Annotated in this window: 12 protein-coding genes; all 12 read right to left on the bottom strand. The window is 73.4% G+C overall.

Annotated features, from left to right (window positions below):
• Positions 1–13 precede the first annotated feature (13 nt).
• The 12 genes from ACSP50_RS17890 to ACSP50_RS17835 are packed head-to-tail and all read right to left on the bottom strand — an operon-like array spanning position 14 to position 14,811.
• Entirely contained in the window at positions 14–1,210 is a 1,197-nt protein-coding gene (locus ACSP50_RS17890; protein WP_014690647.1) for a sedoheptulose 7-phosphate cyclase, read from the bottom strand.
• Complete coding sequence (locus ACSP50_RS17885; RefSeq protein WP_014690646.1) at positions 1,207–2,019, bottom strand: sugar phosphate isomerase/epimerase; 813 nt, start codon at positions 2,017–2,019, stop codon at positions 1,207–1,209. The genes ACSP50_RS17890 and ACSP50_RS17885 overlap by 4 nt, the downstream gene beginning before the upstream one ends.
• Entirely contained in the window at positions 2,016–2,771 is a 756-nt protein-coding gene (locus ACSP50_RS17880; protein WP_014690645.1) for an SDR family oxidoreductase, read from the bottom strand. Before ACSP50_RS17880 ends, ACSP50_RS17885 begins: the two co-directional genes overlap by 4 nt.
• A complete protein-coding gene (locus tag ACSP50_RS17875; RefSeq protein ID WP_014690644.1) occupies positions 2,768–3,868 on the bottom strand; it encodes an alcohol dehydrogenase catalytic domain-containing protein in 1,101 nt (366 codons plus the stop codon). The genes ACSP50_RS17880 and ACSP50_RS17875 overlap by 4 nt, the downstream gene beginning before the upstream one ends.
• A complete protein-coding gene (gene acbM, locus ACSP50_RS17870; RefSeq protein WP_014690643.1) occupies positions 3,865–4,944 on the bottom strand; it encodes a 2-epi-5-epi-valiolone 7-kinase in 1,080 nt (359 codons plus the stop codon). The genes ACSP50_RS17875 and acbM overlap by 4 nt, the downstream gene beginning before the upstream one ends.
• Complete coding sequence (locus tag ACSP50_RS17865; RefSeq protein ID WP_014690642.1) at positions 4,941–5,840, bottom strand: adenosine kinase; 900 nt, start codon at positions 5,838–5,840, stop codon at positions 4,941–4,943. Before ACSP50_RS17865 ends, acbM begins: the two co-directional genes overlap by 4 nt.
• A gap of 31 nt (positions 5,841–5,871) precedes the next feature.
• Positions 5,872–7,968: a 4-alpha-glucanotransferase gene (malQ, locus tag ACSP50_RS17860; protein ID WP_014690641.1), complete on the bottom strand. Its 2,097-nt coding sequence runs from the start codon at positions 7,966–7,968 to the stop codon at positions 5,872–5,874.
• Entirely contained in the window at positions 7,965–8,816 is an 852-nt protein-coding gene (locus ACSP50_RS17855) for an HAD family hydrolase (RefSeq protein ID WP_014690640.1), read from the bottom strand. Before ACSP50_RS17855 ends, malQ begins: the two co-directional genes overlap by 4 nt.
• A 1-nt stretch (position 8,817) precedes the next feature.
• Positions 8,818–11,022, bottom strand: a complete 2,205-nt coding sequence (locus ACSP50_RS17850) for a glycogen/starch synthase (RefSeq protein WP_014690639.1) — start codon at positions 11,020–11,022, stop codon at positions 8,818–8,820.
• Positions 11,010–11,597, bottom strand: a complete 588-nt coding sequence (locus ACSP50_RS17845; protein WP_014690638.1) for an NUDIX hydrolase — start codon at positions 11,595–11,597, stop codon at positions 11,010–11,012. Before ACSP50_RS17845 ends, ACSP50_RS17850 begins: the two co-directional genes overlap by 13 nt.
• Complete coding sequence (locus ACSP50_RS17840; RefSeq protein ID WP_014690637.1) at positions 11,594–12,685, bottom strand: sugar phosphate nucleotidyltransferase; 1,092 nt, start codon at positions 12,683–12,685, stop codon at positions 11,594–11,596. Before ACSP50_RS17840 ends, ACSP50_RS17845 begins: the two co-directional genes overlap by 4 nt.
• On the bottom strand, positions 12,682–14,811 hold the full coding sequence (locus ACSP50_RS17835) for a glycogen/starch synthase (RefSeq protein ID WP_014690636.1): 2,130 nt from the start codon (positions 14,809–14,811) through the stop codon (positions 12,682–12,684). The genes ACSP50_RS17840 and ACSP50_RS17835 overlap by 4 nt, the downstream gene beginning before the upstream one ends.
• Between the last annotated feature and the right edge of the window lies 1 nt (position 14,812).

Genomic DNA, 14,812 nt, shown 5'->3' with positions numbered 1-14,812 from the left:
TCCGCGGCCCGAGCTAGGCGCGCAGCAGCAGGGCGTCCTCGGCGAGCCGGTGCTGCATCAGCGCGGCGGCCTGCAGCTCGGCGGCCGTCACGTCGTTGACGAACGTGACACCCCCGATCCCCACCGGCAGTGGCAGCCGCTGCCACCCGTCCCGGTGCCGGACGGTGTCCTGCAACGCCGCCTCCAGCACCTCCGGCGTGAGCAGCGGATGCCAGGTCGGCAGGCCCAGGGCGGTCATCACCGCGAAGATCCGGTCCCGCTGCGCGACGTCGAGCAGACCCCGCCGGTACGCCAGCACCGTGGTCAGCGCCATGTCCACACACACGGCCTCGCCGTGCAGCAGAGCCGGCAGCGCGCGCATCTCGATGGTCGGGCTGAACGTGTGCCCGTAGTCGACACTGCGTTCCAGCCGGCTCTCCCACAGATTGGGGCCGAGTTCCTCCAGCATGCCATGGGTGGCCGCGCGCAGGGCCCGGACGGCGGCCCGGTCACCGGTTCCGGTACGGCCCTGGAACCGTTCCTCGATCAGGACCCGCCCGTGCCGCTCCAGCAGCTGGAACAGCTCGGCATCCTTGATCAGCGCGATCTTGAGCATCTCGGCGAGCCCGTTGCTGAGGTGGCGCCGGTCCAGGGTGGCCAGGAAGCGGCGGTCCAGCAGGGTCAGATCAGCCGGGGCGTACGTACCCAGCCGGTTCTTGTGGCCGTTGAAGTTGACCCCGGTCTTCGCGCCGACACCCGCGTCGATCAGTCCGACCAGTGTCGTCGGCACCCGCAGGAACGGCGTGCCGCGCCGGTAGAGGCTGGCCACCAGACCGGCCACGTCCATCAGCACCCCACCACCGACGACGATCATCGGCTCCCGGCGGCGGGCCAGTCCGAAGGCGTCCATCGCGGCGACGATGCGGCCCGCCGTGTCGAAGTCCTTGACCGTCTCGCCCACCCGCATCACCAGGATCGAATGATCGATGCCGTGATGGGTGAAGTACTCCCGGATCCGGGACCCGTACAAGGCGTCGACGGCGCTGTCCACCACCACGAACCGCCGCCGTGAACCGGCCCCGTCCGCCCCGGCCTCCAGCAGGTCGGTGGAGTCCAGCCCGAACACGTCGTCCCGGAAGCGCACCTCGTAGGTGATCTGCTTCTGGGCCCGCACCTGCCACGAGTCGCGGTGCGCATCCGCGTGCACCCCTACCGTCTCGACACCACTCACGTCAGCTTCCCTTTCTCGGATTCTCTCGCGTTCACCGCGGCCCGGCGGGCCCACTCCAGGTCCGCTCGCAGCCGCGCACCGTGGCCGTCGCGGTAGTCGTTCTCCAGCACCAGGGCCCGTACCGGTGCGGGGCTCCCCCTGAGCGCGGTCAGGGTGCGCCGCACCCCGCCCTGTCCCGCACCGAGCAGCGGCGACGGCCCGGTGTCCGGCGGGCCGTCCTTGAGGTGGATCTGGTCGGCCCACCACGGCCGGAGCTCGGTGGCCAGCCAGGCCGGGTCGAGTCCGTACCGGACCGGGTTGAAGGTGTCCAGCAGCAGCCGGAAAGCCGGTGAGCCGACCTCCTCGACCAGCTGCCGGGCCCGCGCCGGGGGCAGGACGTTCTCGCTGGCCAGCACGATTCCCCGGGCCTCGGCCAGCGACACGGCCCAGCGCAGGGCGGCTGCTGTGCGGGTGAAGGACATCGCGTCGGTGATCGCGCTGCGCCGGAAGCTGGGCACGATGAGCAGCGGCACCCCGAGCTCGGTCGCCGTGTCGGCCAGCCGGGCCAGCACCGGCTGGACCACCGCCGGCTGCGACGTGAGCCCGATGTCGTTGAGCAGGTTGCCGGCCAGCGCGAGCAGGTCCACTCCCGCCTCGTCGGCGACCGCCCGCAGCTGCCCGGCACGGCCCGGGCCGTCCACCAGCACGCCACGGCCCGGGCCGCCGAAGTCGAGCTGGATCCCGTCGGCACCGACCGCCGCGGCCAGCCGGATGGCCGCCGCACCCGAGGGCGCCAGCCGCCACTCGGTCAGCCCCACCCGGCAGGTCACGTCCGCACCGGCCGGCTCTGCGACACCGGCATCCGCTCGCGCACCGACCACCAGTCGCCGCCCCTGTCGACCACCAGGCTGTCCCCGTGGTGGCCGGCGCCGGCCGTGGCGGCGAGTTCCAGCGCGTTGCGCGCGAAATCGGCGGGCACCATGTAGTCGCTGTAGTCGAAGCCGGCCGGGCGACGGCGCCGGATGCTCGGAGTATCGACCATCCCGGCCGGCAGCACCTGCACGATCCGGACCCGGCTCTCGTCCTCCTCCTGGGCCACCGACTCCAGCAGCGCCTTCGCGGCCGCCTTGGAGGCGGTGTACCCGGAGCGGCCGGGCCCGGCGTTGTAGACCACCTCGGACGAGACGCCCACGAACAGGCCGGGCCGGGCGGCACGCAGCCCCGGCAGTGCCGCCCGCAGGGTGAGCCACAGGCCGTGCACGTTGATGTCCAGCTGGGTACGCCATTCGTCCACCGCCACGTCCTCGAAGACGGCGCGCCGGGCCCCGTAGGAGACCGCGGCGAAGCAGGCCAGATCGACCCGGTCACCGGCGATCCGTTCCAGGCGCGCACCGGCCTCCCCGGTCCGGGTCAGGTCGAGCGGCTCCCAGTGCAACCCGGCGGCGCCATCGCCGGCCGGCTCGCTGCGGCCACAGACGGTCACCTCGGCGCCGGCCGCGGCCCACGCGTCGGCGATGCCCCGGCCGATGCCCGTGGTTCCGCCCACCACCAGGGCGCGGCGGCCCACCAGAGTCCCGCTCATCGATGATCCTCTCTGACATTGACCTGGATCGCGAGCTTCACCAGTCGGCGGCCGTCGATGATCCGGTCCCGGCCGCTCCGGAGCGCGGTCATGATCCGGGCCGCGCCGGCCAGATCGCTGCGATGGGTGACGAGATCCCGGTACCGGTCCGGGTCGCGGGCCAGCTCGCCGGCCGCCGCCCGCAGGTGCGCGTTGCCCACCCCGCGATGCCCGAAGAGCCGGGTTCCGCCGGAGGTGGTGGTGACCAGAGCCGGTTCCGGGAAGCCGCCGCAGTTGGCCGCCCGCACGGCGGTGAGATCGACACCGGGCAGCATCGCCGATCGCGCGCCCGGGGGCAGGCCGCCCAGCACGTCGATCAGCACATCGGCGCCGGCCGCGGCCAGGACCGCCTCCAGGGCCTCGACAGTCGCGTCCCGTGGGGTCGCCAGCAGGGCGGCCACCGGTCCCGGCAGCGGTCTGCCCGCCAGCTCGCCGGTGGTGAGCAGAACGTCCGCCGGATGCGGCCCGGCCGCGCTGAAGTCCCGCCCCGCTGCCGTGTGGTGCACCAGCACCACCCGGGGCCGCTCCGCCAGCCAGGTCACCGCAGCCCGGGCGGCCAGGTGACCCACCGTTCCGTCGCCGACGATCACCAGGGTGGCCGGGCGGACGGCGCCGAGCTGGCTCAGCGCATAGCTGACCACGGCCAGCGGTTCCAGCAGCGGGCCCAGCGTGACGTCGGTGCCGTCCGGCAGCGGGAGCACCAAGCCACCGGAGACCGCGGTGGCCGGCAGCAGCGTCCGTTCCTGCAGCAGGCCGGGAACGTTGTGCCCGAGCAGGAACGACGGATCGTCCCGGTGGGTCGGGTTGACCGCCACCAGGGTCCCCGGCCGCAGCGTGCCGGGCACGCCGTCGCCGGCCGCGATCACCCGGGCGATCCCCTCGTGGCCGATGATCGGTTCGGGATCGTCGCGCAGGCCGCGCAGCATCTGGATGTCGGTGCCGCACAGTCCCGCCCACTCGGTGCCGACCAACAGCTCTCCCGGCCCCGGCACCGGGGTCGGGACGTCGGCGACCACCACGCCGGTGCCGGTGCGCACGATCGCGCGGTGCCGGCTCATCGCCCGACCAACGCTTCCCGGCCACCACCGGAGTACGCCGGGACCGGCCCCGCCGCCAGTGCGGCCAGACCGGCGCCGACCAACGGATCGGCCGTCGCCGGCGGGACGACCCGGATCCGCCCGGTCAACCAGTCCGGCTCCCGCTCGGAGGTCAGGTAGAGCCCCCGGCGCCGCAGGTGGTCGTGCACCGCCGCCGAGTAGTGCGGTTCCAGCCCGTGGGCGACTCCACCGGTCAGCGCGATCAGGTCGAGTTCCGGGTCCAGGCAGAGGGCGGTCCGCAGCAGGTCCGCGATCGGGGCGGTCACCGCCGTCAGCAGGTCCGCCGCGACCGGATCGCCGTCGTCCAGAGCGGCCCGGAACGCGTCCTCGAAGCCCGAGCCCGCCATCATCCGGGTGGTCGGCCCGGAGCCCGCCCAGGTGGCCGGGTCACGCCGGGCCAGGACGGCCGCGACCCGTCGAATGCCCGGCCCGGACGAGGACGCCGCCACGTGCCCCGGCTCACCGCAGTCGCAGCGGGTCACCACCGGCACCCCGTCGGCCAGCACGGTCGCCGGCAGGTGACCGATCTCGCCCTGGAGGCCGGCCGCGTCGACCGGGATACCGCCGGTGCGCAGGTCCATCGTCCGGCAGGCGATGCCGGTGCTGATCGTGACCAGGCACGCCTTGCGGACGCCGGCGTCGCGAACCATCTCGGCCAGGTGCAGCAGCCCCGCCGTGACGTCGTTGACCACGGTCCAGTGCACGTCCGGCCGGGCGGCGCGCAGGGCGGCCGGCACGTCGAACGGGCTGACCTGCGGACCCCACAACGGCGCGGAGGCGTACGCCGTACCACTGTGGTGGTCCATGGCCGCGCCGAGCGAGACACCGGCCCGCGCACCCGGCTCGACCCGCGACGCCAGCTCGCGGATCAGTTCCGCCTGCAGGTCGGCGGCACCGGCGCCGGGCCGCCGGGCGTGCCCCGGAGACGGCGTGGTGTGCACTTCGCCCAGTCCGCCGTCCGGTGACCACCGTGCCCAGCGCAGGTGGGTGCCGCCCACGTCGGCCACCGTGACCGGGTGGTGCGGTGGCCGCTTCACGCCGCCGGCCGCAGCAGCGCGGCCCGGTCGATGGCGCCGGCCCGGGTGGCGGGGATGGTGCACGCGTAGGCGCCGGCGATCGCGCCGTAGCGCAGGCAGGTCTCCAGCGGTTCGCCGGCCAGGTGCCCGAAGAGGAAGCCGGACACGAACGCGTCACCGGCGCCGTTGGAGTCCACCACCGGCGCCTCGGGGGCCACCGCCGCGTACCGCCGGACCTCCGTCTCGCCGCGCACCAGCACCGATCCGCCGTGGGCGCCGTCGGTGGCCACCACCAGCCGGGCCCGGCCCCGGTCGATGACGCGGCGCATCGTCGCGGCCACGTCGGTCAGCGCGGTCGCCGACAGGAACACCAGGTCGGCGTTGAAGGCGTAGACCTCGAAGCCCTCGTAGGCGCCGTCCCAATTGTGCAGGTCGGTGGAGACGGTGACCGGCAGGTCGTTGAGCTGGCCGAACACGTGCTGCCCGGGCGGGGTGATGCAGACGTGCACGTGCCGGGCGTGGGCGGTGTGCGCGGCGATCAGGGCGGCCGGGTAGCGGTCCTCCTCGGCTTCCCGGCTGCCGTCCCACAGCGACAGCCGGCGGCCGTCCGGGCCGACCAGGTTCACCGCCCGCTTGGTGCCGGCGGCCGTGGGCAGGGCGGCGAACGGCAGACCGTGCCGGGTGTGGAAGGCCCGGACCAGGTCACCTTCCGGGTCGTCGCCGAGCACGTCGACGTGCATCGTGCGCAGGCCCAGCGTGTGCAGGCCGAGAGCGACGTTGTCGCCGGTCTGCCCGGCTCGTGGTTCGATGGCCGCGACCACGTAGCTGTCCTGGAACGGCAGCGGCAGTTCGGGCACGTAGGCGATGGTGTCGACGCCGGCGCCGCCGAGGACGAGGACGTCGGTGTGCTCCGACATGGATCTCCTTGAAAGGTGCGGGTCAGCGAGGTCAGGGTGTGGTGGCCGGCTCGGCCGATGCGGCGTACAGGCCGGCGACCGCTTGGGCGCCGGCCGAGGACGCCAGGTCGTCCATCGCCACCGGCCGGCCGTCGGCGTCGGCGACCGGCAGCTGCCAGTTCGGGAACTCGGTGCTGGTGCCCGGCAGGTTCTGCGGCCTCCGGTCGCCGACCAGGTCGGGCAGCCACACTCCGACCAGGCGGGCCGGGGTCCGGGCCAGGAACCGGTGCAGGGCCAGCGACTCGGCGCTCATCCCCGGTACGGCGGTCTCGTGCTCCAGCAGACCGGTGCGCCGCAACTCGGCCAGCCAGCCGTCACGTTCGGCCGCCGCGTCGGCGGCCACCTCGGCTCGGGGCCGGTTCAGCAGGCCCAGCCGGTCCTGCAGGTCCACGTGCTCACCGCTGAGCCAGGCGGCCGTACTCGGCAGGTCGTGGGTGGTGAGGGTGGCCAGGCAGCCGGCACGCCACTGGTCGGCCGGCAGCGGCCCGCTGCGGTTCTCCGATCCGCCCTGGTACTCGAAGCGCAGCACGGACGTGCCGAGGATGCCCCGGTCGGCGAGTTCGGCACGGACCGCCGGATGGACGGTGCCCAGATCCTCGCCGATGATCATCGCCCCGGCCCGGAACGCCTCGACGGCCAGCACCCCGAGCATGGCCTCGTGGTCGTAGCGGACGTAGGCACCGTCGCGGGCGCCGCTCCCGGCCGGGATCCACCAGAGCCGGAACAGGCCGAGAATGTGGTCCAGCCGCAGCGCCCCGCTGTGCCGCAGGGTGCCGCGGATCACGTCGGCGAACGGCCGGTAACCGGCTTCGGCCAGGGTGTCCGGGCGCCACGGCGGCAACCCCCAGTCCTGCCCGAGCGGGTTGAAGTCGTCGGCCGGGCAGCCCACCGTGACACCGCCGGCCAGATGATCCTGCACCGCCCACGCGTCGGCACCCTCCGGGTCGACGCCGACGGCCAAGTCGTGGATCACGCCGATCGCCATGCCGGACCCGACGGCGGCCGCCTGGGCCGCGGCCATCTGCTCGTCGACGAGCCAGGCCAGCCAGCGGTGGAAATCGATCCGGTCGACCAGCTCGCGGCGGGCGGCGGCGACCGCCGGGCCGTGCGGGGATTGCAGAGCGGCCGGCCAGGAACGCCAGCGGGTGCCGTACACCTCGGCCAGCGCACACCAGGTGGCGTAGTCCTCGAGACCCCGGCCCTCGCGGGCGGTGAAGGCGGCCAGAGCCGCGGACCGCCCGGCCGTGCGGGGTGCCCGGTAGAGCCGCTCCAGGGCGTTCCGCTTGACCGGCCACACCCGAGCCCGGTCGATCAGCGCGTTCCGGTGCAGCACCTCGGCGGTCAGTTCGTGTCCCTGACGGGCGGCCCGGTCGAGTTCGGCCCGCACCGCCGGTTCCGCGGTCGCGTACTCGGCGACGTCGGCCAGCCGCAGATACATCGGGTCGGCGAACCGCCGGCTGCCCGGCCGGTAGGGCGTGGGGTCGGCCAGGCGGTCCGGCACGTAGGCGTGCATCGGATTGACCAGCACGAACGACGCCCCGAGCCGGGCCGACCAGCGGGTCAGGTCGGCCAGGTCGCCGAGGTCGCCCATCCCCCAGGACCGTTCGGACAGTACGGAGTAGATCTGCGCCAGCATCCCCCAGTGCCGCCGGTCCGGGGTGCCGAGGACGGCCGGAGCCACGATCACCGGCGCGGCGGCGGACCGGTCGCCCACCCGTACGCGCAGCGTGTGGTATCCGATCGGAAGGCGGCCGAGGTCGTTGCGCGGGTCGGCCGTCTCGTGCCGGCCACCGTCCTCGGTCGCCACCACATAGGCGGCCCCGGCCACCGGGTGGACTCCCCTGGCCGGTTCCCCCTGCCGCACCACCACGCAGGACGGCAGCAGCCGGTGCCGGGCGTCGTCGTCCGCGGCACGCAGCGCGGCGGCGATCGCGGGGCCGGAGCTCGCGTCCACACCGAGCACAGCCAGGATCCGCTGGATCGTGTCGGCCGGCACCGTCCGCGGCTCGCCGCGGTCGGTGGTCCAGTCGACCGACACCCCGTACCGTCCGGCCAGCTCGATCAGCGCGGCATCCGTCGTGGTGGTCATCGCAGGCTTGCCTTTCGGTTTCCGGCCCGGACGGCGGGCAGACGTTCGAGCACCACGGCCACGCCGTCCGCGTCGTTGCTGACAGTGATCTCGTCGGCGCGGTCGCGCAGCCGGGGGTGGCCGTTAGCCATCGCGACGCCGTACCCGGCCCAGTCGAACATCGGCAGGTCGTTGGGCATGTCCCCGAAGGCGATGGTGTCGGCCCCGGTGAAGCCCAGTTCGGCGGCGAGAAAGGCCAGGCCGGTGCGTTTGCTGGTGTCACCGGGCAGCAGTTCGACCAGGCCCGGACCGGCGTGCATCACCGACAGCGCCGCGCCGCAGACCTCGTCGGCGAGTGCCGCGAGCGTGTCGTCGTCGTGGTCCGGGTGCCGGATCAGCACCTTGGCGACCGGCGCACGCCACAGGTCCGGCTCGTCGACGAGCTGCCAGCGATGCTGCTGGTAGGGGGCACCGAAACCGGCGGTGACCAGGAACTCGGTGCCCAGGCCGGCGCTCACCGCGGCCAGCGCGAGCGGACCGGTCCGCTGCGCGATCCGGCGCACCAGCTCGCGCACCAGGTCGGTGTCGAGGCTGCGGCTCAGCAGCAGCCGGTCGGTGCCGAAGTCGTACACCTGGGCGCCCTGACCGCAGACCGCCGGGCCGGTGTAGCCCAGCCCGGCGAGCAGCCGGCGGGTGTCGATCACCGGGCGGCCGGTCACCGCGAGGTGGATCATGCCGGCCGCCCGGGCGTCGCGCAGCGCCGCGCGGGTCCGGGCGGACACGGTCAGGTCGGAGCGCAGCAGGGTGCCGTCGAGGTCGGTCGCGACGACCCGGTGGTCGCGCGGGGGTGTGGTGCCGATGCCGTCCATGTCAGCGGCCCCCGGCCCCGACCGGCTGCGCCGGGTGCGGCTGACCGGCGAGGTCGGCGAGGTGTGCGGTGGCCGGTGGGGCGTCCCACGCGTACCGTCCGGAGGCCAGCGTCAGCAGGAACACCGGTGACGGCATCGGCACCGTGGGCAGCACCGTGCTGAACCGGCCGGCCGAACCGTGCATCCGGTGGGCGGTACCGCCGACCACCAGGGCCACCTGCTCGGCGCCCGGCGCCCGGTACTGGATCTCCCAGCCCTGCTCGTGCGGCCGTACCCGGCAGCGCCGGCGCAGCGACACCGCCTCGCTGCCCCGGTCGCCCAGCAGTTCCGCGACCCGCACGCACCGGTCGAAGTCGGCACGCCGGTACGCGGCCTCGTACAGTGCGCCGAGCGCGCCCGGGTCGACCGGGCCGCAGCGGCGCAGCGTCTCCAGGTCACCGAGGCGGATCGCTTCGCGCCGGATCTGCGGCAGGTGGGCCGCCCACTGCGCGGCGTCCAACTGGTCGAACCAGCCGCACCCGATGACGTGCTCCGGGTCGGCCGCTGTCGGCGTGCCGTCGAGCAGCTTCGCGAAGTGGGCGAGCCGTCGCCGGGACACCTCGGCGTAGCGGAAGGTGCGGGCGAGTTCGGCGGCGTTGCCGGCCAGCCGCCGGTACTCGCCCGGTTCGTCGCGGTACATCCGCAGCGCCTCCCGCATGGTACGCACCAGAGCGCCGGTCAGACGTTCGTCGTCCGGGGTGAAGGAGCGCGGCAGGGCGAATCCGGTGGCCAGCGGATGGTCGGTGGCCAGCTGGTGCCGGTAGTGCCGGGTCGACTCCTGCGCGGTCCCGATCGGCACCGCGCCGCAGGCGCACAGCTGCCCCTGGGCGGTCAGGAAGGTGTCCAGTTCGTACTTGGACGGGAACAACCCGAAGTCCGCCGCCACCGCCTCGGTGAACAGTTCGTCCTCGTCGGCCATGGTCCAGAAGAGCCGCACCTGGCCGGGGTGCCGGTCGGCCACCGCCTGGAAGGCGGGGTCACCGATCCTGGCGCCGCCGCCGCCGGCCGAGGTGGCGCAGCGCAGCACGAAGTTGACCCGGGTGTCGGTGGCGAGGATCCGCTCGACCGCCCGGAAGAGCTCCACCTGACCCTTGTGGTGCGGCGAGTACCGGCCCACGTGGTAGAAGGTCGGCAGCGCCGGGTCCAGCCCGAGCCCGGAGAGGTACGCCGCCCGGTCCACCTCGGCCGGGTCCCGCCGCAGCCAGTTCTCCGGCAGCGCACAGCCGCCGACGAACTGTTTCGCCGCGTTCTCCCGGACCACCCGGGCCACCGCGGTCCGCCGGAACGCCGCCTCGTACGGGGTGTCCCGGAACGTCGAGTAGAACCGCCGCTGCCCCGGGGTCAGGAAGTCCACCGTGTCGCAGTGGTCGGTGATCAGCGCGAACAGGCCCACGTAGTCGGCCCGCCGCCGCCCGCTGGAGAGCCGGGTCGTCGGCAGGTATCCGGCCATCGCCGCGCCCAGCGCCGCCTCGCGGGTGGCCGCGGGATGGTCGGCGCCGGCCGCGACCGGGCTCTCCACATAGCGGTCCAGGTCGGTGCCGGCGCCGAAGTGCTCGAGCAGGCGGTCCACCTGGGGCCGGTACACACCCAGGTCGATCGGCATGCTGCTGGCCACCGTGGACATCACCCGGAACCGCGGGTCGCCGGCCAGCACCGGGGGCAGGAGGTAGTGGTAGTACGGCTCGTAGGCCTGCACGACGGCGGGCTCGTCACCGGCCAGCCGGGACTGCAGGAAGCGCAGCCCACCGACCTGGAACACCAGCGGTTTGAAGTACGCCAGGTCGCTGCCCTCACTCGTGCCGGCCGGGTAGAGCCGCTCCGGCAGCAGATCGAGGTACTCGTCGCTGAGCAGGTAGATGTCGACGCCCTCGTGCCGCAGCAGGTGGGCCCGGGTGACCAGGGGCAGGCCCAGTTCGCGGGGCTGCCCCGCCCAGACGTCGGGGTCCGGGACCACGGGAACGACATGCTCGTCCCGGTAGTCGAGTTCGACCAGGTCGTACCGCTCGGCGAGGTACGGCAGGCGGCCGTGCGCCGGGGTGACGATCGAGGAGCGGTGTCCCTGGGCGGCGTAGTGGCGGGCCAGTTCCCAGGCCAGCGGGGCGAGCCCGCCGCGCATCATCCCTACGTCGAAGGCGAGGGCTTCGAAGGCGAAGCTCACCACGTGCACGATTCGGCTCCTTCCGGCATGGGCTGTCGCGTTCCGCTGTCGTACATCCGCAGCAGGGTGTAGGCCGCGAGCGTCGCGGCGTCGGTGATCCGGCCGGAGCCGACCAGGTCGGCCCAGCCGGCGGCGTCCACGGCACGCTGGCGCATGTCGGACTCGGTGCGCTCCCGCTGAGAGCGCCCCGCTGTGAGCTGTTCGGCCAGGAAGACGTGACAGCCCTGGCTGGCGTAGCCGTACGCGACGTGGATGCGCCCCAGCGGTGTCAGCCGGCCGGCCCGCAGCCCGGTCTCCTCGGCCAACTCGGTACGGGCGAGCAGGTCAGCGGCACCGCCGGCGGCGTCGGCCGGCCACGAGCCCTGCGGGAACTCCCAGAACCGCCCGCCGACCGGGTAGCGGTACTGCTCCACCAGGTGCAGCAGGCCGTTGTCCCGCGGGATGATCAGCGCGTAATCGGGTTTGGTGACGACCCCGTAGCTGCCCGGCGAGCCGTCGGCGTGCACGATGTCGTCCTCGCGCACGCTCATCCACGGGTTGCGGTACACCTCACGGGATCGCACGGCCCGGACGGCGCCGGTCATCGCCGGGCTCCGGTGGTGACCTGCTGGACGGTGCCGTCCTCGAGCACCACGGCGCCGTCGATCTCCGCGCCGGCCGGCACCACCGCTCCGGGCAGCAGCACACTGTCGCGCACCGTCGCGCCGGGCCCGATCCGCGCCGCCGGGAAGAGCACGCTGCGCTCGACGGTGCCGTGGTTGACCAGGTCCGCCGGTACGACACTGTGCCGCACACCGTCGGCCGAGGTCACCAGTGCCCGGGCGGTCCGGGGCGCCACGGTCCACGGCATGGCGTCGACGGCCAGCGACGGCGGTGTGCCCACCAGCGACAGGTGGGCCTCGTGATAGCGCTCGACGGTGCCGATGTCGGCCCAGTAGCCGGGCACCGGGCAGCCGCGGATGTGCTCGCCGGCGGCCAGCATCGCCGGGATGACGTCGCGGCTGATGTCGTGCTGCCAGTCGGTGCCGTCCAGCAGTTCCAGGTAGCGGTGCAGCACCGCGGCGTCGAACACGCAGAACGCGGCGAACACCAGGTCGCTGGTCGGTTCGGCGGGCTTCTCCACGAACGAGACCAGACGGTTACGGTCGTCGAACTCGACCATCCCGAACAGGTGCACGTACCGGCGGTCGATCCGCTGGTAGGACACGGTCAACGCGGCACCGGACGCGCGGTGCTCGGCGATCATCGGCCGGTAGTCGAAGCGGTACACGTGATCGGCGTGCTGCACCAGCACCTCGGTGACATCCGGCCCGAACAGGTAGGGGGCCTTGCGGATCAGCGCGTCCGCGGTGCCCCGCTCCGGTGGCCCGGTCGGCGGCTCGTACTCCACCGGGATCCCGTCGGTGTAGGCCCGGTCGTACGGCCCGAAGTGCACCCGGAACCCCGGCTGCCACCAGGTGCGCCGCAGGTCGTCCATCAGCTGCCGCTCCTGGTACTGCGACAGCAGCAGCACCTGGTCCAGGCCGGAGTCGCGGGCATTGGCCAGACTGAAGTCGATCAGCCGGGCCGCGCCCCCGAACGGCACCAGCGGCTTGAGCCGGCCCGCGCCGAGCGCTCCCATCCGCCGTCCCTCACCACCGGCGAGCAGCACCGCCCGTACGCCCGTGCTCATGCCGTCACCTCGTCCCAGACGGTGCGCCCGTCACTGAGGGTGAGCAGCAGGTCGGCACGCCGGGTTCCGGCCGGCAGCTGTCCGGTGAAGGTGTCGCCGGTCGGAGCCATCGCGGTCACGGTGACCGTTCCGCGCAGGGGTTCGGCCAGGTCGGGCAAGACCAGTTCGACCCGTTCGGCGGACGGCGGACGGTAGTGCAGCCGACCGTCGCGGTCGATGCGGCCGCGGCCGGCGAGCCGGGCCCGCCACTGCGGCACCCGCTCCTGCCGGTGCTCCTCGGCCAGCTCTACGGTCCGCGCGCAGGCCGGGAAGTCGGCCCGGGCCCAGGCCCGCTCGAAGAGTGCCGCCAGGGCGTCGAGGTCGTCGGGCCGGCAGCGCAGGTAGGCGTCGGCGTCGCCGTGGGCCAGGGCCACCTCCGCGATCTCGTCGCGGTGCAGCGTCCAGGCGTCCGCGGGCAGCTCGTCGAACCAGCCGAACCGCAGCAGGTCACCGACCGGCAGGCGGGGGGTACGGCCGGCCCACACCCCGGCGAACGCGGCCTCGTGCGCCTGGGCCGCCCGCCGCCAGGTGAACTCGCGGGCCCGGGCGACGGCGTTGGCGGACAACCGGCGGTACTGGCCGGGCTGCTCGTTCCAGAGCGTGACGGCCCGGCGGATCTGCTCGGTCAGGCCCTGGACCAGCAGCGGATCGTCCTCGGCGAACGAGCGGTTGACGGCGAATCCGGTGGCCGTCGCCGCGTCCGGCCCGGTCAGCGGGTCGGCGACGTGACCGAAGTGCGCCATCCCCAGCTGGGCGGTGGCGATCGGTACCGCACCGGCAGCCATCGCCTCACCCTGGGCGATCAGGAAGGTGTCCATCTCGAACTTGGACGGGAAGAGACAGAAGTCCGCGGCTCGGGCGTACTCCCGCAGCTGGTCCTCCGGCACCCGGTGCCACTCCAGATTCACCCGGCCCGGGTGGCGGGCCACCACCTCGTGGAAGAGCGGGTCGGCGATCCCGGCGTCGCTGAGGCAGCGCACGATGAAGCTGGCCCGCACGCCGCCGCTCAGCACCCGGTCGACGGCCCGGATCAGCTCGACCTGCCCCTTGTGGTTGACCGCGTACCGGGCGTTGTGGTAGAAGGCCGGCAGGTCCGGGTCCAGGCCGAGCCCGGCCAGCACCTTCTCCCGGTCGACCGGGGGCAGCTCGCCGGTCACCCACTCGTCACCGACGGCGCAGCCGCCGACGAACGTCTTGTCCGCGTTGCGCCGTACCGTCCGCGACACCGGCAGGGTGGCGAACAGCTGCGCGAACGGGGTGTCGGCGAAGCAGGTGTAGTAGTCGCGGTGCCCCGGCGACAGGAAGTCGATCCGGTCGGCGTGCTCGGCCACCAGGTCGTAGACCCGCACGTGGTCCGGCGGGTATTCGTAGTGCAGGTGGGTCAGCTGCTGGTACTGGCTCATCGCCACGGTGTGCGGCGAACGGCTGCCGGCCGGATCGTCGGCGGGCAGCGCGTTCGGGGCGCCGAGGAAGCCGAGCAGCCGCGCCACCTCGGCCCGGTACACCGACTTGTTGATCGGCATGTTGCTCTGCACCGTGCTGACCACGTGTTTGGCCGGGTCCGCGGCGAAGGCGGCCGGCATCAGGTAGTGGTAGAACGGCTCGTGTGCGTGCACGATCGCGCGCTGGTCACCGAAGTGCGACCTGATGAACCGGATGGCCGCCACCTGATAGGCGAGCGGCTTGAAGAAGACCAGATCAACCCCCTTGCTCTCGTACGGGGGATAGAACCGGTCCGGCAACTGATCGAGCAGTTCGTTGGAGAGGAAGTACAGGTCCACGCCCGCCAGCCGGATCCGATGCGCGGTGGTCCGCAGGGCGATGTCCATCTGGGCCGGGAACCGTTCGCCCCACACGCGCGGGTCGAGCACCAGCGGCAGTTCGTACTCGTCGGTGCCGGGCAGGTCCTCGACCTCGTGCAGCCGGCGCAGATCGTCCAGGCGGCCGTGCGCCGGTGTGACGATGGAGACCCGGTGTCCCAGGTCGGCCAGGCCACGCGACAGCTGCCAGAGATAGACCGAGGTGCCGCCCTGGATGAACCGGTGGTCGAAGCCGCCGCATTCGAAGTACGTCTCGATGATGTGCATG

This window comes from Actinoplanes sp. SE50/110, assembly GCF_900119315.1.
Lineage (GTDB): Bacteria > Actinomycetota > Actinomycetes > Mycobacteriales > Micromonosporaceae > Actinoplanes.
Note: the sequence above shows the minus strand (reverse complement) of the source record. Positions and strands in the feature narration are given on the sequence as shown.